The 21,400-nt window shown below is 38.0% G+C and carries 18 protein-coding genes; 9 read left to right on the top strand and 9 right to left on the bottom strand.

All coding sequences use genetic code 11. The annotated features are described in order from the left end of the window. Positions 1 to 348: 348 nt before the first annotated feature. The 4 genes from murA to VGE44_RS00665 all read right to left on the bottom strand — a co-directional run bounded on the left by murA (position 349) and on the right by VGE44_RS00665 (position 6,498). Positions 349 to 1,677 (bottom strand): UDP-N-acetylglucosamine 1-carboxyvinyltransferase, encoded by a 1,329-nt coding sequence (murA, locus tag VGE44_RS00680; RefSeq protein WP_331075844.1) that lies wholly within the window; start codon positions 1,675 to 1,677, stop codon positions 349 to 351. A gap of 211 nt (positions 1,678 to 1,888) precedes the next feature. Beyond that, positions 1,889 to 2,566, bottom strand: coding sequence for a DUF4290 domain-containing protein (locus VGE44_RS00675; RefSeq protein WP_324485682.1), 678 nt, complete (start codon positions 2,564 to 2,566; stop codon positions 1,889 to 1,891). A 64-nt stretch (positions 2,567 to 2,630) separates the two neighbouring features. Continuing rightward, positions 2,631 to 4,901, bottom strand: a complete 2,271-nt coding sequence (locus tag VGE44_RS00670; RefSeq protein WP_331075843.1) for an ATP-dependent helicase — start codon at positions 4,899 to 4,901, stop codon at positions 2,631 to 2,633. Between the two features lie 133 nt (positions 4,902 to 5,034). After that, the gene (locus tag VGE44_RS00665; protein WP_331075842.1) at positions 5,035 to 6,498 is read right to left on the bottom strand and encodes a tetratricopeptide repeat protein; all 1,464 of its coding nucleotides are present in this window, start codon (positions 6,496 to 6,498) and stop codon (positions 5,035 to 5,037) included. Between the two features lie 125 nt (positions 6,499 to 6,623). Between VGE44_RS00665 and VGE44_RS00660 the strand changes: the two genes are divergently transcribed. From VGE44_RS00660 to VGE44_RS00650, 3 genes are all read left to right on the top strand, one after another. Continuing rightward, on the top strand, positions 6,624 to 6,869 hold the full coding sequence (locus tag VGE44_RS00660; protein ID WP_331075841.1) for a hypothetical protein: 246 nt from the start codon (positions 6,624 to 6,626) through the stop codon (positions 6,867 to 6,869). Positions 6,870 to 6,976: 107 nt separating this feature from the next. Then, positions 6,977 to 7,153 carry a hypothetical protein gene (locus VGE44_RS00655; protein ID WP_331075840.1) on the top strand — a complete coding sequence of 59 codons (177 nt, stop codon included), beginning with the start codon at positions 6,977 to 6,979 and terminating at the stop codon, positions 7,151 to 7,153. Between the two features lie 151 nt (positions 7,154 to 7,304). Continuing rightward, positions 7,305 to 8,675 carry a dipeptidase gene (locus VGE44_RS00650; protein ID WP_331075839.1) on the top strand — a complete coding sequence of 457 codons (1,371 nt, stop codon included), beginning with the start codon at positions 7,305 to 7,307 and terminating at the stop codon, positions 8,673 to 8,675. 224 nt (positions 8,676 to 8,899) lie between these two features. Here VGE44_RS00650 and VGE44_RS00645 read toward each other — a convergent pair whose 3' ends face one another. Beyond that, positions 8,900 to 9,997, bottom strand: a complete 1,098-nt coding sequence (locus VGE44_RS00645) for a dipeptide epimerase (protein ID WP_331075838.1) — start codon at positions 9,995 to 9,997, stop codon at positions 8,900 to 8,902. A 179-nt stretch (positions 9,998 to 10,176) separates the two neighbouring features. On the opposite strand from VGE44_RS00645, the gene VGE44_RS00640 reads away from it, so the two are divergent. The 4 genes from VGE44_RS00640 (at position 10,177) to VGE44_RS00625 (ending at position 16,014) form a co-directional block, all read left to right on the top strand. Next, positions 10,177 to 12,216, top strand: a complete 2,040-nt coding sequence (locus VGE44_RS00640; protein WP_331075837.1) for a thioredoxin domain-containing protein — start codon at positions 10,177 to 10,179, stop codon at positions 12,214 to 12,216. Between the two features lie 35 nt (positions 12,217 to 12,251). Further along, on the top strand, positions 12,252 to 12,749 hold the full coding sequence (locus tag VGE44_RS00635) for a peptidylprolyl isomerase (protein ID WP_331075836.1): 498 nt from the start codon (positions 12,252 to 12,254) through the stop codon (positions 12,747 to 12,749). A 199-nt stretch (positions 12,750 to 12,948) separates the two neighbouring features. Then, entirely contained in the window at positions 12,949 to 13,869 is a 921-nt protein-coding gene (locus VGE44_RS00630; protein WP_331075835.1) for a PepSY-like domain-containing protein, read from the top strand. 231 nt (positions 13,870 to 14,100) lie between these two features. Continuing rightward, a complete protein-coding gene (locus VGE44_RS00625; RefSeq protein WP_331075834.1) occupies positions 14,101 to 16,014 on the top strand; it encodes a beta-N-acetylhexosaminidase in 1,914 nt (637 codons plus the stop codon). Positions 16,015 to 16,072: 58 nt separating this feature from the next. Here VGE44_RS00625 and VGE44_RS00620 read toward each other — a convergent pair whose 3' ends face one another. Next, positions 16,073 to 17,701 carry an ABC-F family ATP-binding cassette domain-containing protein gene (locus VGE44_RS00620; protein ID WP_331075833.1) on the bottom strand — a complete coding sequence of 543 codons (1,629 nt, stop codon included), beginning with the start codon at positions 17,699 to 17,701 and terminating at the stop codon, positions 16,073 to 16,075. A 97-nt stretch (positions 17,702 to 17,798) separates the two neighbouring features. Here VGE44_RS00620 and VGE44_RS00615 point away from each other — a divergent pair, with 97 nt between their 5' ends. Beyond that, positions 17,799 to 18,341 carry a hypothetical protein gene (locus tag VGE44_RS00615; RefSeq protein WP_331075832.1) on the top strand — a complete coding sequence of 181 codons (543 nt, stop codon included), beginning with the start codon at positions 17,799 to 17,801 and terminating at the stop codon, positions 18,339 to 18,341. Between the two features lie 98 nt (positions 18,342 to 18,439). Further along, on the top strand, positions 18,440 to 18,892 hold the full coding sequence (locus VGE44_RS00610) for a 3-oxoacyl-ACP synthase (RefSeq protein WP_331075831.1): 453 nt from the start codon (positions 18,440 to 18,442) through the stop codon (positions 18,890 to 18,892). A gap of 7 nt (positions 18,893 to 18,899) precedes the next feature. On the opposite strand, the gene VGE44_RS00605 is transcribed toward VGE44_RS00610, so the two are convergent. From VGE44_RS00605 to VGE44_RS00595, 3 genes are all read right to left on the bottom strand, one after another. Continuing rightward, positions 18,900 to 19,802: an alpha/beta hydrolase family protein gene (locus VGE44_RS00605; RefSeq protein WP_331075830.1), complete on the bottom strand. Its 903-nt coding sequence runs from the start codon at positions 19,800 to 19,802 to the stop codon at positions 18,900 to 18,902. Positions 19,803 to 19,895: 93 nt separating this feature from the next. Continuing rightward, complete coding sequence (locus VGE44_RS00600) at positions 19,896 to 20,408, bottom strand: DUF2911 domain-containing protein (RefSeq protein WP_331075829.1); 513 nt, start codon at positions 20,406 to 20,408, stop codon at positions 19,896 to 19,898. Positions 20,409 to 20,465: 57 nt separating this feature from the next. Continuing rightward, the gene (locus VGE44_RS00595; protein ID WP_331075828.1) at positions 20,466 to 21,341 is read right to left on the bottom strand and encodes a polysaccharide deacetylase family protein; all 876 of its coding nucleotides are present in this window, start codon (positions 21,339 to 21,341) and stop codon (positions 20,466 to 20,468) included. Between the last annotated feature and the right edge of the window lie 59 nt (positions 21,342 to 21,400).

Genomic DNA, 21,400 nt, shown 5'->3' with positions numbered 1-21,400 from the left:
CAGGGCAGTACGTGAAAAAAAATGTTCGCTTTCTGCAGAGATTACAGTAATGGAAGCCCTTGAATCAAGCTTCCTGATATTCCGTGCACAGGTAATTCCTGTAATACCATTCCCGATGATGACAATATTCATGAATGATTTTGTTAAGCTGGTATCTGCTGTTTTGCCCGATTTTAACCATTATACGAAATAATGTACTATAATGGATTATTAAAATTGATATTTTACCAGGAATAGGACTTTTGGAGATAAAATATATCCAAAATTGATGCTGCGCAAATGACACAGATAAAGAATACAAATCTGCTTTATTGGTGTTAAGACTGAAAAAGCTTATTGAATTATTATTTAGTGCCCTGTTTTATTAGTCACATTAATTCGCTTAATATCAGCTCCCAATGCCCTGAGTCGTACATCAATATTCTGGTAGCCACGCTCAATCTGTTCGATATTGTATATTATGGATGTTCCCTGTGCAGAAAGAGCTGCAATGAGTAATGAAACACCTGCTCTGATGTCGGGGGAAGTCATTTCAATTCCGCGAAGTTTCACTTTTTTATCCAGACCAATAACTGTTGCGCGGTGAGGATCGCATAGAATGATCTGAGCGCCCATGTCGATCAGTTTATCGACAAAGAAAAGCCGGCTCTCAAACATTTTCTGATGAATCAGAACATTGCCTTTGGCCTGAGTTGCTATAACGAGCATAATACTAAGCAAATCCGGAGTAAATCCTGGCCATGGTGCATCTGCTATGGTCATAATTGAACCATCGATAAAAGTATCAACTTCGTAATGTTTCTGGGATGGGATGAAAATATCATCACCTCTCAATTCAAATTTAATACCCAGTTTTCTGAATACTTCAGGAATCATGCCCAGTTCTTCAAAATGGACATTTTTGATTGTGATTTCGGATTCTGTCATAGCCGCTAACCCGATGAAAGATCCGATTTCAATCATGTCCGGTAAGAGCCGGTGTTCAGTCCCTCCAAGTTTTTTGACACCTTCAATTTTCAGTAGGTTAGAGCCAATGCCGGTAATTTTAGCGCCCATCCGGTTGAGCATTTTGCATAATTGCTGAAGATATGGCTCACAGGCTGCATTGTAAATTGTTGTTTCACCTTTTGCAAGTACAGCAGCCATAACCACATTGGCAGTTCCTGTAACAGATGCCTCATCAAGTAAGATATAGGCACCTTTCAGATTGCTGGCATCAACATTAAAGAAGTTTGTTTTTTTGTCGTAAATGAATTTCGCACCCAGCTTTTCAAATCCAAGAAAGTGTGTGTCAAGGCGTCTTCTGCCAATTTTGTCGCCACCCGGTTTTGGAATAGCTGCCTTTCCAAATCGTGCCAATAAGGGGCCAACAATCATAATCGAACCCCTTAAACTACCACCCTTTGCCCTGAATGCCTCCGATTGAAAAAAGTCAAGATTGATATTTGATGCTTCGAAGGTATAAGTGTCCTGATTTATTCGTTCAACTTTTACTCCCAGATCAGAAACTAATTCGATGAGCTTATTAACATCTTTTATATCCGGAATATTGCTGATTGTAATTTTCTCTTCGGTCAGGAGAACAGCAGAAATGATTTGCAATGCTTCATTTTTAGCTCCCTGAGGTATAATTTCTCCTTTTAAAGGTTTACCACCAACAATTTCAAATGCATTCATCTTTTCGGTAAAGGGTTTTAATGTTTTAATATATAGCGAAAAAACTAATTTACAAAAACCAGCTTTCCTTGCTCAATTAAAATGTTATTGAATTGGTTAATTTTTTTTTAAAGAGGGGAATGTTCTCCAATTAACTTACTCTGGTTGTTCTGATTTAACATACAGGAAAAATGGATCCAATGAATTAGAACCAGAATATTTCTTAAAAGGATTAATATCTTTTCCCACCGGGGTTATTACTCCTTTGGCGGTTGGAACCTGAATTGTTTCTATTGCTGCTGTTCTGTCTGCCTTTATTCTGGTTCGTATTTCTTTGTCTGCCGGCACTTGGTGCTTGTCTCACTTCTACACGCTGCAGGTTGACATTTTCTTCTAACTGCAAAGCGCCATTTGACATTTCACGTAGATCTTTGATAATGGTTTCATCAGCAACACTATCCTTATTCCAGGTAACGTATGCCATTTTCATAAAATTGGCAATTGATTGAACCATAGCCTGTTTACGTTCAGGATCTTCAATATTCTTAGCCCGGCTTATCATAAGCTCAACAGTTTTTCCGTAGTGCTTATACTTTATCCTTTGTTGAGGATAAGAAAGAGGAGCCGGTTTAAAACGTATGGCATCTTCAGATGGTTTTGGATAAGGAGAATCCACGTCGATTTTAAAATCGGAAATAATGTGCAAATGATCCCATAATTTATGTTTGAAATCAGCAACATCACGTAAGTGAGGATTTAAAAAACCCATAAGATCTATCACTACCTGAGCATAACGATTACGCTCATCTTTAGTTGGAAGATCAACAATATATTTAACCATATTCTGGACATTACGTCCATATTCGGCAAGAATTAACTTTTTCCTGGTGGTATTATAATCAAATGTCATTGTAATTAGCTGTTGGCGCGGAGCTAAATATGCGGTTTTTAAGCTCTAAATCGCGTTTTTGATTTTATTTTATAATTTTCAATTTAGCAAATTTTAGCAATAATTGCTTCTGTCCTAAATCTTTAAAAAATATAGTCGCTTTGATGTCGGGTTTATTGCCTTCCAAGTGTATTACTTTACCAAAACCGAAGCGTTCATGTTCCACTTCCATACCCATCTGTAGACCTGAAGTATCCGATGGAGCGAATCCTTCACTGGGCACATGTGCTTTAGGAAGTATGGAGTTTGTCTTTGGGATGGATGATGGTTTTGGTTTGCTGAAAGTCTCTTTTTGTTGCCATGCTGACCTTTCATCATCAAAAAGTGAATTTCCGGTAATTTTAGTCTGGGGTTTAAAGTCGAGTTCAAGATATCGTGCATCAATCTCCTCAATAAACCTGCTGGGTTCACAGCTGGTCAATGTTCCCCAACGATAGCGTGATGTTGCATAGGAGAGCGTTAGTTTTTTTCCAGCCCTGGTTATGGCAACATAAAAAAGTCTGCGCTCCTCTTCCAGATCGGTACGTGAGCTCAATGACATCTGAGAAGGGAATAGGTTCTCTTCTAAGCCAACTACAAAGACATTGTCGAACTCGAGTCCTTTTGCAGAATGGATGGTCATTAACGATACGGTATCAGCATCAGGGTTCTTGTCATTATCATCATTGGTGAGCAAGGCAATATCCTGCATAAATATATCCAGACCTTTTTCTTCAATATCTTCACGTTCACTAAATTCTTTTATTCCGTTCAGCAGTTCCTGAATATTTTCATATCTGCTTAAGCCTTCAACAGATTTATCCGAATAAAGATCTTTAAGCAGGGTGGAGTGTTGAGCAATATGCAAGGCCGTATCATAGGCCGAATGCGTTTTTGTCATCACCTGAAAACTTTGAATAAGGGAAGCAAAATTTGCTACGGATGCCGAACTTCTTGAATCCAGATAGTTAGGGGCATCGCAAATAACTTCCCACATTGTCAGATTATGCTGATCAGCTGCAATCATGATTCGTTCAATCGTGGTGTCTCCAATCCCGCGGCGGGGATAATTGATCACCCTCTTCAGGGCCTCTTCATCATTGGGATTGAAGGTAAGCCTGAAGTAAGCGATAAGATCTTTTATCTCTTTACGCTGATAGAATGAGAGGCCTCCATAAATTTTATAAGGAACATTTAGCTTTCTGAGAGCTTCCTCCATCGCCCTTGATTGAGCGTTTGTACGATACAGAATAGCGAAATCATGATATTTTGATCCTTTTTGGGCCTGCTCCTGTACAATGGCTTCAGCAACAATTTTACCCTCTTCATTGTCGCTGAAAGCCCTTGAAACCTTGATTTTATCTCCTTCTTCATTTTCTGAGAAGACTGATTTCTTGAGTTGATTTTTATTATTAGCAATAATACTGTTTGCAACACTGACAATGTTTTGTGTAGAGCGGTAGTTCTGTTCAAGTTTAAAAACTTTCAGGTCAGGATAATCTTTTTCAAAATTTAGGATATTTTGAATATTTGCTCCCCGAAATGCATAAATACTCTGGGCATCATCTCCTACAACACAGATATTTTCATTGTTTGCTGCAAGTTTTTTAACGATCAGGTATTGAGAGTAATTGGTGTCCTGGTACTCATCAACCATTAAATATTTAAATTTATTCTGGTATTTATAAAGTACTTCAGGATGCTCACGCAGCAGCACATTTGTCTTAAATAGCAGATCATCAAAGTCCATTGCACCTGCTTTAAAACATCGCTGAGCATATATTTGATAGATCTCACCTAAATTCCCGCGTCCGGTTGAAAAGTCCTCAGCCTGAATATGCTCGTTTTGCAGATATTCAGCCGGAGAAATAAGATTGTTTTTTGAGGATGATATCCGATTATAGACGAAATTGGCATTATATAATTTATCATCTAATTGTTTTTCCTTGAGGATAGTTCGGATAAGGCTCTTGCTATCATCGGTATCGTAAATTGTGAAATTGGAAGGATAACCAATTTTAGTAGCTTCAACACGGAGGAGTTTTGCAAAAACCGAGTGAAAAGTTCCCATCCAGATATTTTTTGCTTCAGCACCGACCACTTTCATGATACGTTCCCGCATTTCTTTTGCAGCCTTGTTTGTGAACGTCAACACCAGAATGTTGAATGGGTCAACTCCCTTTCTGATGAGGTGAGCTACACGATATGTAATTACCCGTGTTTTCCCGGATCCCGCACCGGCAACAATCATCACTGGTCCTTCTATCTGTTCAACTGCCGCCCGCTGAGAAGGATTTAGTCCGTCTAAATAATTCAAAATTTACTCCTGTTTTTTGCCTGCTAAATTAAGAAAGAGATTTGAGATTAAGGCCCGGGTTTGAATACTTATACTTAAATAAGCAATTGAAGGTGCTGGCTAATTGTTAAATACGGAAGATGAAAATTAAGGATTAATCCTCACCGATCAAACTTGACTTATTAGGGTTATTGAGGTTTTCATTGATATTCATAATCTTATCATCAAGATCATAAATACATTTGCCAATTTGCTCAACCAGTTCATTCTTTTCTATTAAATCATCCTTTTCTAAAAGCATAAGACCTTTCAGGGTTGCCACAGGACTTCTGATCTGATGAGACAAGTGGGATGAATATTCTGACAATTTTTTATTTTTGATTTTAATGTCCCTGGTCCGGTCTTCAATTATTTCTTCGAGGTTCTGATTGATCATATCCAAATCATCTTTCTGTTTCGAAATTTCTAGATTCAAACGGCTTAATTCTCTGTTATTCTCTGCAGACTTACGCACGATTTTTATTAATAAGAAAATGACAAAAAATGCCATAATCGCGATTGCAATACTTGCCCAAAGAAACAACTGGGTGTTCTTCTGTTTTGCGATAGTCAGTTCATTTTCCTTCTGTTTTTCAAGTTGAATATGCTGTGATTCCAGAAGACTGATTTTGTCGGAAATATTATTCACGAATTTGGCACTATCTTCCCTGTAAGCTTTTCGTAAATAAGTTAAGGCTTTAAAATAGTTTTTACGTTTACTTTCAAGCTCAAATGAGGTCAGTGTATAATTGCGGACAAGTTTAGAATCGTCCAATAGCTCGGCATACTTTAATCCTTCTTCTATGGTTTTTTCGGCTTCTTCAAACTCGCTTTGTGCAATGTGAACAGAACTTAGCGTTAAGTTTATTGCTGCAATTGAGTTATTTAATTTTTCTTCTTTTGATTTCTTCAATGCTTCAATGAGATGGTCTTCTGCACTTCTGAAGTCTCTTAGATTTAAATAAAGTACTCCTAAATTTTGATGACTTTGAATAATCCCTATTTTATTTTCCAGACTTTCAAACATGGAAAGGCTTTCCCGGTAATAGGTTAATGCTTTTGAATAATTTTTTCTCTGTTGATAAGCTGTTCCAATATTTAAGTTAAGACCTGCAACTAAATCTTTAATATTCAGTTTCGTCGCAATTTTTAGTGATTTTTCAAAATTTTCTAATGATTTGTTGTAGTCAATGTCACGATAAAGATTTCCAATGTTATTATAAACTTTTGCTTCCCCTTCAAGATTTTTGTTTCTTTTAAAATAGCTTAGGGCATTCAGGTAGTTTTCAATTGCTGCGTCAATCGAGTTTTTATAACTATTTCCGACTCCGATTACGCGATAAGATTCTGCAATTCCATTAATATAATTGATTTTTAATGCTAATTTAAGTGCTTTATTAGCTTCTGAAATTGTGATGTCCGGATTAATCAGACGTGATCTAAATGCTTGAGTGTTAAGTTGAATAACTTTAGTAGTGTCAGAAATCTTTTTAATATTTGCGGAACTATTTTGAATACTTTGAGTATAAGTGAAAAAGCTTATTACTATTAATATTAAGTTCAAAGTTTTCATTGCCATATTTAGCTGTAAGTTTAAAAAAAAATAAACAATTGCGGGCAGCGTTTAATTTTTATTTGACAATCATATCGAAATTTATAAACAGAAAATTAAAATAACTTATTACTAAAATTAACCCTAAACTCATGAAAAGATTATTATTAACAGCAGCTGTCTTAGGGACAGCATTATTTACTGCTTGTGAAAAAGATGCACAAATAGCACCAGCTGAAAAAACCTTGATTAAAGCAGATAAAGGTATTTTATGCCGTGGTTGTGGTGATTGGGATATTATACAACCTGACGCTTCAACTGAAACAACAACCCTTAGAGTTACCAGTACTGTTGATACAACATCCACTAAACCTATTAGGTCAAGAAAGAACAAATAAATTAAATACATGCTGACTAACACATTGTTTATCAGATTGTTGAGAACGTTATTTCACAAAAATTAATTATCCTCCCTGATGAATATCAGGGATTAAAATAAACTACCATGAAAAAAATTATCATAACACTATCTGTAGCAGGTTTTATATCATTAGGTTTTACAGTTATTGGGAGCAATACAAACTCTAAAAAAGAGAGTGTAAGAACTGAGCAAAATGCTGCTTCTGAAAAGTTCAGCGGATTAAATGACAGCAACGACAAACGCCTTGCAAGTTGGGATTGATTTAGAGGGATCAATTATACTTCTGTTCTTAGGTAGATTCAGCAAAATAAAATTTGGAGATAAGCAAGGTTTAAATACTGGCCAAACTGAATTTTAAAACAATGATTCATGACTAAGCATAGATTCATATCTTTGCATAAAAACCAATTATATGCAAGATATTAGACGATATGTGAGCGAAAATAAACAGCGCTTTCTGGATGAGTTATTCGAGTTATTGAGATTTCCATCAGTCAGTGCAGATCCAAAGTTTAAAGCTGATATGCTTAAAACTGCGGAATACGTTGCTGATAAGTTAAAATCTGCTGGTGCCGATACAGTTGAGATTTGTGCAACTGCCGGTTATCCGATAGTATATGGCGAAAAAATTATCGATAGTTCGCTTCCTACGGTTTTGGTGTATGGACATTATGATGTTCAGCCCCCTGATCCACTTGACTTATGGCATACTCCTCCCTTTGAACCGACAATTCGGGATGAAAAGATCTACGCACGTGGCTCATGCGACGATAAGGGACAATTTTATATGCATGTGAAGGCTTTTGAGCTAATGATGAGCACCAATTCACTTCCATGTAATATTAAATTTATGATCGAAGGAGAGGAAGAAGTTGGTTCAAGCAATCTTGGTATTTTTGTTAATCAGAATAAAGAGCGTTTAAAGGCAGATGTGGTATTGATATCAGATACCTCGATGATAAGTCTGGAACACCCCTCGTTGGAGACTGGTTTACGTGGATTATCCTATGTGGAAGTTGAGGTTACCGGGCCAGACCGTGACTTACATTCAGGTGTTTATGGTGGTGCAGTTGCAAATCCGGCTACAATACTGGCTAAGTTGATTGCTTCAATGCACGACGAAAATAATCATATTACGATTCCTGGTTTCTATGATGATGTGCTGGAGTTAAGTAAAGAAGAAAGGGAAATGCTCAACAAAGCACCTTATAATGAGTCGGAATATAAAATTGATTTAAAAGTGGATGAGTTGTGGGGGGAAAAAGGCTATACCACTCTTGAACGAACAGGTACCCGCCCAACTTTGGAAGTTAATGGAATATGGGGCGGTTATATCGGCGAAGGAGCCAAAACTGTTCTTCCATCAAAAGCATTTGCAAAGATTTCTATGCGCCTTGTGCCAAACCAGCAATCTGATAAAATCACTAAGCTTTTTAAAGATCATTTCGAAAGTATTGCCCCAAAAAGTGTAAAAGTTAAAGTTACTCCGCATCACGGAGGTGAACCCGTGGTAACCCCAACTGATAGTATAGCTTACAAGGCAGCACAAAAAGCAATTCTGGAGTCATTTGGTAAGGAACCGATCCCAACCAGAGGCGGAGGAAGTATTCCAATTGTAGCATTATTCGAGAAGGAGCTGGGTATTAAAACGGTTTTAATGGGTTTCGGTTTGGATAGTGATAATCTTCATTCTCCAAATGAGAAATTTGATATTGCTAACTTCTACAAGGGAATTGAGACAATTCCGCTATTTCATAAGTACTTTGCTGAACTCAGTAAATAATGAAAAGATAAATTGCTTACTAACAAAGGCCTGAATTTTCAGGCCTTTGTTATTTAAAGTGAGTCCGATATAAAATCTTGCCGGGACTACTCCGTAGGAAAGGGCTGAACCTGCCTATAATACACAGTTATTGCATTCCAAAATCAAATTTTTTAGGCTCAAACGCCTTATTTAGATAATGATAACTGTATTATTTTACCCTTCCTTATATCGATTCAGTTTAATTAAATACTCCACTTTTCGCAGGATTTGAGAAATTCTTCGTCAGCATCTGCTCCAACACCAGGGGTTTCAGGAATGTCAAGGAAAAATCCATCATAGCTGAGCCCTCCGTTTACCGGATCTACCAGATGACCAAGCAGGCAGGTATCCAGATCGAAATATTTAATACCAGGGCAGGCATAGGCAAAATGTAAGTTTGCACTCAGGGCAATTCGGCTTTCAAGCATACTTCCAATCATACAAGGAATGCCTGATTCATTCGCTATTTGATGAATTTTCAGTCCTTCATGAATACCTCCCGACTTGGCGAATTTAATATTGATATAATCACAGGATTCTGAATTAATAAGTTTCCTTGCATCATGATGATTATAGCAGCTCTCATCTGCCATGATTTTTATATTTGTCTGTTTTTTTAATTCAGGAAGTTTGTCGTCATACCAGGTGCGCATTGGTTGTTCACAAAATTCGATATTAAGATCCTGCATACCATTTAAACACCTTACTGCATCATCAAAGGCCCATCCCTGATTTGCATCAATTCTTAAAACTATCTGCTCACCAACCTTTTCTCTTATTTCTCTGATTCGGTGCAGATCCAGATCCGGGTCTTTACCTAATTTTATTTTCAGAATCCGGGCACCCTGCTTTTGGTATTTCAATGCAGTTTCAGCCATCTCCTCAGGCTCAGCAATGCCTATGGTCATATCGGTTTCAATCACTCGTTTTTCTCCACCCAAATATCTGTAGAGCGGCTTACCTTCGTTTTTAGAGGCAATATCATAAAGCGCCATATCAAAAGCACTTTTAATAGTTGAGTTATGAGCAGTGAAATTGTGAAGGTCCTGCAATCGTGCTGCTATTGCAAGAGGGTCTTTTCCCTTGAGCATTCCTGCAAAATCTTTGGCCATTGCCAGACAGGTTTCCTGTGTTTCTCCAACGATCATCGGAAATGCAGAGCACTCTCCAACCCCATAATGATCACTGTCTGTATGAATCCTTATAAAAACATTTTGTGCAAAATCCATAGTGCCGGTTGCGATTGTAAAAGGCTCCATGGGGATACTAAATCTGTAGATATCTGTATGAGTTATTTTCATTGCGAAATTTAAAGCTTTCTATTTAAACTGGGTGATATTTCTTCAAAATCCGAGAGCAGATGAATAAATCTGATGTTTTGTAAGCCTAAATCGGAGTTTCAACACGAAGGGGTCATTAAATTTTATAGACATCCTCAATTGATCATGCCTTTCTTATTTTTACATAATTATATCAGATTATGTCTAACAGATTAAAGAACCAGAGCTCTCCATATTTACTGCAGCATGCAGAAAATCCTGTCGATTGGTATCCATGGGGTGATGAAGCCCTGGCAAAAGCGAGGACGGAGAACAAACTGATCCTGGTAAGTATAGGTTATTCGGCATGTCATTGGTGTCATGTTATGGAACATGAAAGCTTTGAAGATGCAGAGGTTGCCGAAATCATGAACAGGCATTTTGTATGTATTAAGATCGATCGTGAGGTGCGCCCCGATATTGATCAGATTTATATGAGCGCAGTTCAGTTAATGACAGGAAGTGGTGGGTGGCCTCTTAATTGTTTCTGTCTTCCAGACCAAAGACCAATATACGGCGGTACCTATTTCAGGAAAAATGACTGGAAAAGTTTATTGCAGAATCTCGCCGATTTTTGGAGAGAAAAGCCTGATGAGGCTGTAGGCTATGCAGTCAGGCTGACGGAAGGTGTAAATCAGACAGAACAACTTGTTCCGGTTAAGGAGGAAATTGCTTTTACCAGAAAGGATTTGGAGAATGTTTTTATCCCCTGGAAGCGGACTTTTGATTTGATTGATGGAGGATATAACCGGGCCCCGAAGTTCCCATTGCCTAACAACTGGCAATTTATGCTGAGGTATGCCCATTTAATGAATGATGACGCCGCTCATGCTGCAGTAAGGATTACTCTCCAAAAAATGGCATTTGGGGGAATTTATGATCAGGTAGGCGGAGGATTTGCCAGATATTCTGTCGACGGAAAATGGCATGTGCCACATTTTGAAAAAATGCTCTATGATAATGCTCAGTTAATTTCACTTTATTCTGAAGCATATCAATACACCCCTGATCCGATTTACAGGGATATAGTTTATGAAAGTCTGAATTTTGTAGAGAGGGAATTAACTTCAGTTGAAAATGGGTTTTATTCAGCCCTGGATGCAGATAGTGAAGGTGTTGAAGGTAAGTTTTACACATTTACTAAGGATGAGATAAGGGCTATTTTAAATAAAGATGAAGACCTGTTTTGTATTTATTATCAGATTAGGGATGATGGCAACTGGGAGGAGGAAAGGACAAATATCCTGATGAGGAATTTGGAAGATTCTGAACTGGCATCCCAGCTAGGAATAAGTGAAAAAGAACTGACTGATAAAATCTCAGAAGCAAAGAAAATATTGCTTGCTTCAAGGGCAGGGCGTATTCGTCCTGGACTTGATAACAAGATTCTGGCCTCCTGGAACGGTATGATGTTGAAAGCTTATACTGATGCCTACCGTGTTTTTGGAGAGCCTGCATTTCTTGAAAAAGCAAAATTGAGTGCTGCATTTATTCAGAATAAACTTATGTCTGGAAATGAAATCAGGAGAGTATATCCTTCTGATAATTCCCGGGATGAATGGTCGGGGGCATTTTTGGACGATTATGCCTTTGTGATAGATGGTTTAATGGGCTTGTATGAAGCCAGCTTTGACGAAGGCTATCTGTTTAAAGCAAAACAATTGGCAGATTATACTATTTCAGAATTTTATGATGCCGAAAGTGGTATGTTCTTTTATACACCGAACACAGGTGAACAATTGATTGCAAGAAAGCAGGAAATCATGGATAATGTGATTCCTTCTTCCAATTCTGTAATGGGCAATAACCTGTATAAACTTGGTCATCTCTTTGACCAGCAGAACTATCTGGAAATTTCTTTAAGTATGTTGCGAAATGTTCATCCTCATATCAAATCATATGGTTCGGCCTATTCGAACTGGGCTATTCTATTATTAAATAATGTTTTTGGAATATATGAGATAGCAATTACCGGAACTGAGGCAGAGGAAAAGCGTAAGGAAATTGAAAAATATTACATTCCGAACAAAATACTTTTGGGAGGAACTTCAGGAACATTACCTTTGCTGGCGGACAGGCTGAAAACAGAAACAAAAATTTATGTATGCCGGAATAAAACTTGTCTCTTGCCTGTAACAGAGACAGTTGAAGCAATTAAACAAATCGATAACCCAAATACAAGGCCGGGGGGACAGGATTAAGAATCCCAAACCTGTTACTACTTAAAACTATTAAAATGACAATTCAATCAAACAGCGTTGTGGCGCTAACCTATGATCTTTACACAAAAGAAAATGAGCAGGAAGTATTTGTAGAAAAAGCTGATGAGCAAAACCCATTGGTATTTTTATACGGAGTAGGAATGATGCTTCCAAAGTTCGAAGAAAATCTGGCAGGTTTGAATATTGGCGACCTGTATGATTTTCATCTTGTTGCTGAAGATGCTTACGGTTTAAAAGATGAAAATGCAATCACTGAGCTCCCTTTGGATATGTTTGGAGATATCGAACTGCCTGAAATCGGATCAATTCTGCCATTACAGGATAACGAAGGTAATCAGTTCAGAGCAAAAGTAAATGAAGTGACCGAATCAGCTGTAATTGTAGATCTGAACCACCCAATGGCTGGTCAGGATCTTCATTTTATCGGTAAGATCATTTCTGTTCGCGCTGCCACTGATGAAGAGCTTGCACATGGTCATGCTCATGGTGCAGACGGACACTCAGGACACTAATTCAAAATATATATTATTGGAAGGGCATTGCTATTAGCAATGCCCTTTTTTTATTTTAAATGATCTGACCATTCAGGATTAGTTAAATTTTATTCCGGTTCAGGGAAGCTCTGGCAGTAATTTCTTTTTTTTTTATAAAATTCAAAAATCATCTGTTCTTCATTTTGTGTCTCTAGGTTTACATAAAAAAAACACAGATATGAAAAGATACACACACATTAAAAGTGCTATACTGGTAGTTAGTATGGCTATTTTGAGTCTTAGCTCATGCAAAAAAGACAATGCCCTTTCACTTGATGAAGACCTTCAGTTTGCAAAACTCGAAGCTATAACCATTAGCAGTACTGCTGCAATTAAAGGTTCGGGAAGCACTACTGATTCCTTGTATGCGATGGAGGCATGTAAAAAAGGAAATAAAAAAACTCCTGTTGAGCAAAGCTCACTTCCGGCATCAATTACAACTTATTTAAGTGCAAATTATGCAGGTAATACCTTTCTGAAAGCTTACCAAATTGCAAATCAATCTACATCTGCCTTAGAAAGTTATGTAGTCCTTGTTCAATTTAATGATAAACCTGTAGCAATAAAATTTGATGCTAGCGGGAACTTTGTAAAAGTGCTTGAAATACGCGAAGGACGAAACATGAAAGCCAGAGGTGGCTGGCATGCAGGTGGTTGTTTTGATAACAGAGATGGTAAGCAGCGTGATACCCTTGCCATTAGTGCTATCCCAACAGCAATTAAGACCTATATGTCTTCAACTTACCCTACTGATACCCTAGTTCATGCCTTTGTAAATAAGGATCAAAGTATAGTTTTGATCAGTAAAAACGTTGATTTTTATGCAACTTCATTTTCAACAGCAAATGCATTTATAAAACGCATTCAATTGCCTGCAGGACATGCTAAGGGAAGATCAATAGAGGCAACAGCATTGCCTTCAAATACAACATCATACCTAAGTACTACCTATCCTAATTATGTATTCAAAAAAGCTTTCGAACTGAAAGTAAATGGTGCAGTGAAAGGCTACCTGGTTCTTATTGATGCCAACCTAACCAAATATGCGGTTCATTTTGACGCTAACGGACAATTTGTAAAGGCTGTTACCATCCGATAGAATAATCTTTTACATCTGCCTTTGAAGGCCGCTTCCTGACAAGGGTGCGGCCTTTTTTGTTTTATGTGGCTAGATTTCAATTAAAATGAATTTGGGAATAGAATCATTTTATCGGGTTCAGGATTATTTATATAAATTGCCAGTGAGATCAATTAATTAGAAATAATTGGCTAACAGAGATGTGGATAAGGTTTTTTAACACTTATTCAGTTTTAAAAAAAGTATATTCTAATGAAGTTTTGTATTCAATTTTTATTTTGTTTTTTCATTTCAGTTAAGACATTCAGCCAGGCTGTTAATCCGGAAATTTCAATAATTCCAAAACCGGTCGAAATGCATAAGGGAACGGGTCATTTTAACCTGCCCAGGAATATAGTTTTCTATTCAAGCCCGGTTCCTGAATTAGCACAAACCCTTGCGTTCATAAAGGAGCGCTTGACAGTGCCTACTGGTTTTCACATAGCTGTAGCTGCTAGTCAGGAAAGTGCCCAGGTTAAATTATTAATCAATCCGGTTGTTGATACTAAACTTGGATCTGAAGGTTATCATCTTTCAGTGACCTCTTCGCATGTAATTATCAGAGCAAATCAGCCTGCGGGTTTATTTTATGGGGTACAAACATTATTGCAACTTCTGCCAAAGGAAATTGAAAGTAAAACATTTGTGAAGGATGTCCATTGGGTGATTCCTTCGGTTGAAATTACTGATTATCCAAAGCTTGGATGGAGAGGTTTAATGTTCGATGTTGCCAGACATTTTTTCACAAAGGAGGAGGTGAAGCAATATATAATGGCAATGGCCCGGTACAAGTATAATGTGCTGCATCTTCATCTTACAGATGACGAAGGCTGGAGAATTGAAATTAAGGGTTTTCCAAAGCTTACGGAAGTCGGAGCCTGGAATGTCAAAAGAGTAGGGGAGTTTGGAGATTTTATTCCGCCAAAAGCGGATGAACCCCGTGATTACGGCGGTTTTTATACACAGGAAGATATAAGGGAGCTGGTGCAGTTTGCAAAGGATCGTTTTGTAAATATTTTACCTGAAGTGGATGTTCCGGGTCATAGTCTTGCAGCAATTGCCTCATATCCTGAATTATCATGTACTCCGGAAGCGATAAAATATAAAGTAAGATCTGGCGAGAAGATCATGGATTGGTCGAGAGGTGCACCGCCAATAGCTTTATTGGATAATACGCTTTGCCCTGCCAATGAATTGGTTTACAGCTTTATGGATACTGTTATTACACAACTGGCAGAACTATTTCCCTTTGAGTATATACACCTTGGAGGTGATGAAGCACCAATAAATTTCTGGCAAAAGAATGATCAGATCAAGGCTCTGATGGCTCGCGAAGGTATTAAAGATATTAAACAGGTTCAGGGATATTTTACGAGAAGGGTTGAACAAATCGTCGAATCGAAAGGTAAGAAAATGATGGCATGGGATGAGGTGCTGGAGGGAGGTGTAAGTCCGTCTACTGCAGTAATGAGCTGGCGTGGAATGAAGTATGGGATAGAAGCAGCACAGAATCAGCATCAGGTGGTGATGAGCCCTACAACCTATGCTTATCTTGACTATATGCAGTCTGATGAAATATCTGAGCCCAGGGTTTATGCTTCATTACGTCTGAGTAAATCCTATGAATTTGAGCCTGTTCCTGCAGGAGTTGATCCGCAATTTATCAAAGGAGGGCAGGCTAATTTATGGACCGAGCAGGTTTACAATATCCGGCAGGCAGAATATATGACCTGGCCAAGAGGCTTTGCAATTGCAGAATCAGTATGGTCACCAAATCAGCAAAAAAACTGGCCGGAATTCTTTAACAGGGTTGAGCAACATTTTGGCCGTCTTGATATCTCCGAAACCAAGTATTCCCCTGCGGTCTATGATCCTATATTTAAGGCTGGTAAAACAGCTGATAACAAACTGACGATTGATTTGAGTACTGAAATTGAAGGACTGGATATCTATTATTCATTTGATAATTCATTCCCTGATAGGTTTTACCCAAAATACATGACTACCCTGACCGCGCCGATCGACGCTAAACAATTGAAAGTAATTACTTACAGGGGTAAGGAACCTGTGGGTCGGATGCTGACTATGCCTATTGCTGAATTAAGGAAACGGGCCCGATTGTATTAAAACAAAAAAAGCCGGCGAATTAGAAATCGCCGGCTTTTTTTTATTCTCTTTTTTAATTTTATACTAAAGAATACAACTCTTCACGTTGTTGTTTAACAACATCACTGTTAATGTATTCATCATAGGTCATCAATTTATCAATTATTCCCCCTGGTGTTAACTCAATGATACGGTTCGCAACAGTTTCTGTAAGCTCATGATCTCGTGAAGTGAATAAGATTACCCCTTTAAAGTCCTTCATTCCATTGTTAAGAGCAGTAATTGATTCCAGATCCAGGTGATTTGTTGGCTCATCGAATAACAAAAGATTTGCCTGTTGCAGCATCATTCTCGAAAACATACAACGCATTTTCTCTCCACCTGAAAGAACAGAAGATTGTTTTAAAACCTCCTCACCTGAAAATAGCATTCTGCCTAAAAAACCTCTGATAAATTGTTCATCCTTGTCGGCTTCAGAATATTCACGCAGCCAGTCGACCAGGTTAGTATCCTTGCCTTTAAAATATGCAGAGTTGTCATTTGGAATGTCGGCAATATTAATGGTAACACCCCATTTAAATGAACCCTTATAATCCTTGTCTCTTCCTGTTAAAACATCATAAAATGCAGTAGTTGCCAGGCTATTCTCAGATAGTACTGCTATTTTATCACCCTTGTTAACCATCAGGTTGATGCCTGAGAACAAAACTTCGCCATTCAATTCCTTTTTCAGATTTTCAATCTGAAGGATCTGATCACCTGCTTCACGTCCCTGATGATTGAACAGAATTGCCGGGTATTTACGGTTTGATGGTTTGATCTCATCAATATTGATTTTATCCAGTGCTTTCTTGCGACTTGTAGCCTGCTTGGATTTTGATGCATTGGCACTGAAACGACGGATAAATTCCTGAAGTTCCTTTACCCGTTCCTCAGTCTTTTTATTCTGATCAGAACGTTGTTTTAAGGCTAACTGACTTGATTCATACCAGAAGGAATAATTACCTGTATAGATATTCATTTTGCTGAAATCAATGTCGACTACATGGGTACAAACTGTATCTAAAAAGTGCCTGTCGTGAGATACAACCAGAATAATTCCCTCATAAGACGCAAGGAAATCTTCGAGCCATGCAATGGTTTGTATGTCAAGGTCGTTGGTAGGCTCATCCAGTAAGAGGATATCCGGTTTTCCAAATAATGCCTGGGCAAGAAGCACCCGTACCTTTTGGTTACCATCGAGGTCTTTCAATAAATTATAATGGAATTCTTCTTTGATACCCAGATTGCTCAGCATGGTTGCAGCATTATTCTCTGCATTCCATCCATCCATCTCGGCAAAGATATTCTCAAGTTCACCTGCCCGTTCGCCATCTGCCTCAGTAAAATCCTCTTTAGCATACAGCGCATCCTTCTCTTTCATGATACTGTACAGCTCTTTATGACCCATCATAACAGTCTCAATGACAGGAAACTCATCAAAAGCGTAGTGATTCTGTGTTAGAACAGCCATTCTTTCACCCGGGGTAAAAGAAACTGAACCACTGCTTGGATCGATCTCTTTAGAAAGAATTTTCAGAAAAGTTGATTTTCCGGCGCCATTGGCACCTATTATACCATAACAATTTCCGGGGGTAAACTTTAAATTTACTTCTTCAAAAAGAGTTCGTTTTCCGTAACGAAGTGAAAGATTAGATACTGTAATCATGTATTTAAAATAAACTGCAAAGGTACGGATTTAATGCTGAATTTTAACATGAACGAATGGATGTCTGTGAAAAAGACTAATTCTCAATTTTTTATACATGGACAGGGATAAATTATTCAACCGGCTTTCCAAAACCCTTAGCAAAGCCGAGGCCGTTAAGATTGCCCTTGACAAAGGCTGTATGCCCGGTGATCTTATTAGTTTAAGTTTATGTCCTCAGAATGAAATCGCCTTCAGGGCATCCTGGGTATTGGAGCAGTTTCTTTATTACAGGAGGGATGACCTTTCTCCGTTTATATCTGATTTTATATCAGGATATCTCATTCAGACGAATCGAAGTTGTCAGCGACATTTTACTAAAATCATGATGTATCTCACTGATTTGGGGTCTTTGACAGAAATCAAACCTCTGATAAGTGAATATCAGGAGCAGATCATAGAAGTTACTTTTGATTGGCTTATCGATCCGCAAACACCGGTCGCTGTAAAAGTTAATTGCATGGATATTTTACTTCAGTTTTGTAAAGAACAGGCCTGGATCACTGATGAACTCCGTTCTCAGGTTCAGTTCCTGCTAAAGGATGGCTCAGCCGCGGTTCAAAGTCGCGGGAAGCGAATTTTGAAGAAATTGAAATCCTGATTCCAGTCTGTTTAATTGCTATAAATTGTTCATAAATATCAGCCCTGATTAGTGCTAACGTCTTCGTTAATCTTGAAAAATTATGCTCCTTTGCACAAATGATTGCGATAAAAGAAGAACTGTACAAAGAGTGCCTGAATTATGTTCAGGATTGCATTGATACTGCTCAGCAGGCTATTAATGCTGCAATAGAATCATCCAATGATGATACGAAGAGCAGTGCCGGTGATAAGTATGAAACAGGGCGGGAGATGATGCAGCAGGAAATAGACAGAAACAGGAAACAACTCGAAGAAGCTAAAAAACAAAAGTTAAGCCTGGAGCAGATTGAACATCAAAAGCATTATGATATTGTTCAGACGGGAAGCCTGGTTATTACAAATTTCGGTAAATTTTATATCGCAATCAGCCGCGGGCAGATGCAGGTTGAGGGAGTTAACTATTTCGCTATTTCTGCAGCTTCGCCAATAGGGACAAAATTAATGCGGCAGAAAATTGGGTATGAGTTTGACTTTAATGGTAAGACTTTTAAAATAGAAGATATCCAATAAACGGGTTTCACTTAGCCTTTGGTTTATCTGTCATTGTTTCATCAAACCAATTAACAATTTCTTTAGCCAGTGCAATACGTTTGTTCGTAAAAGCATGGTCAGTGTTCCAGATCTTGTAGTCAAAATTTTTTCTTGGATTAAATTTTGAAAAATAGGTATTGTTCTGGTGTTCATCCAGAACAAGTATTGCCTTATTCGATTTGGAAACTTGTGTTTCAATATCATAAGAATCAAGCTGGGCCAGGATATCATCTAAAAATTTGTTTGGCTCACAATTAAGCATACCCAGGGTTAAAAGGTACTCTTTGAGTCCGATGAGGTTACCCTCTGCACCCTCTCCCTGTAACAGGGTGTATGGGTTAAACACCGAAACTCCAACAATTGATTTAACCCTTGGATCTTTTAATCCTGCAAGAAGCGCTATTCCGGCCCCCATACTGTGGCCTGCAAATGCTATTTTTGAAGTATCGACCCGTAAATTTTCTCTGTTCACGCTATCGGTAAGAAAATCTACAACTGCACTTGCATCGTCAATTGCATTCTGAAAGCCGAATGTGCCCTTACTACCCCATGCTCCACGGTAATTAAAATAAATGGTGTTATATCCTGCACGCCTTAAGTTTTGAGCAAGGTCATGACTTCGTTCATTACCCGGTAATCCATGCAGTAAAACCACTGTTGGATGTGGCCCTTTTCCATCGGCAGTATAAGCAAAACCATACATGGTCGAGCCATCTGATTTTATTTGTAATTCAACCTGTCCGGCCGGATAAAATTCATCTGGTTTGAAATCATTTTGAAGATATTCAGTGCTTCTCTTCTTAGAATTGGGTTTGTTATCTGATTTACAGGAAGATAGTAAGATGAGTGAAACTAAACAGAGCAAGGTAAAGGAGTAAAGAATCTTCATAATAAGTTTCCGGATAAGCTCAAACTAAATAAATAGACATAAAAAAAGGACTTAAGTAATTAAACATAAGCCCTTCTAATATAAGAAACTTTTTTATCGAACTTTAAAAACTACTTTAGTATCGGCCCACATCATAGATACATTTCCGTTGTCAGCAATATCAAAAGCAAATACTTCTATATTTTCTGAGGATTTTCCGGCCTTAACATTTACCCGTAATGCGTCTTCACTATCTTTGTAAACGGTTCCCCATTGCTTCCAGCTCTTATTAAAAATTATAGTCCATTCCTGATCTCCCGGAATAGTATAAAGACCATATTTGCCGGCAGGTAATGTTTTACCTTCAATTTTAACATCCTTACTTGTTTCAAACACGGTAGCCTCATTTGCTCCGGTACGCCAAACTTTTCCAACAGGGGCAAGGGCTGATAATGCTCTTCCTTTTAAGGAGGGGCGACTGTAATCAACTGAAATTTCAGCCCCTGAAGCAATAGTTTTTGAAACTTTTGCAGGCGGACTAGGTCTTTTACTTTTATCCTGCTGTGCGGATGAACCAAGACTTAAAAATAGTCCTGTAACCAGAGTTAATAGAAATAGTTTTTTCATGATTTTTATCTTTTATAATCTATAAATATATCGATTAGCTTGATTTTAAACATAAAATTAAAAACTTTTTACAATGCTGTTATGAAGTGTACGGGTATTCCAGTATCCGCTTGCAATTATCCTTCGAATTGTAAATAATGGATCATTTTCATCCCTTTTTTCTGCAAGAATGAATGCAGAAGTGAATCCTCTTTTCTTTAATTCAGGGATGGCTTCCTTATTCCACAAGCCGAAAGGATAAGCAAAATATTTCACGTCCTTTCCGGTAATTTCCTTTAGTGTTTTTGTGGGCTTCTCTATCTGAGTTACCCAGTCTTCACCCTGATATTTCTTCACATTTTGGTGGTCATAGGTATGTGAACCAATAACGTGTCCGGCATCCGAAAGTTCTTTAACCTGGGCCTTGCTCATGTAATTTGGTTTACCTAAAGAAACGGTCATGATAAAAAATACGCCTTTAAAACCGTATTTCTTCAATTCCGGGAGTGCATTTGTATACTGATCCAGTTTGGTATCATCAAAGGTTAACATGATTGGCTTCTTTGGTAATTTGGCTCCATAAACCAGATAATTATAAAGCTGATCCGGTAATATAGCCTGATAGCCGCTATCAGCAAGCATTTTCATCTGTGATTTGAACTCTGCAATCGGTACAATGTAATCTTTCCCCATTTTTCCGTCGGTTGAAACCCAGTTTCTTATCTGATGATAACACAAAATGGGCACCTGAGGTCGGGCGAGAATCTCTGCTGCATTGGCCTTTTTATCTCCTGTTTGTTGTACTTCGGCTTCTTCCAGCTTGTCCTCACTATTTTGAGTCGCGGCTAAACTATCTGCAGAGCCTGATTTCAATGTTGTCGAATTTGATTGGCAGGAACTGAGGAAAATGCTTAGAATAAGTACATAAAATGGGGCTAATTTTTTGTGCGTCATTTGAAAATAAATAGGCTTGAGTGTTTTGATTAATTTATTCACGAAAATAGAGAAAAATA

Source organism: Daejeonella sp., from assembly GCF_036405355.1.
GTDB lineage: Bacteria > Bacteroidota > Bacteroidia > Sphingobacteriales > Sphingobacteriaceae > Daejeonella.
This window is presented reverse-complemented; position numbering and strand designations above follow the sequence as displayed.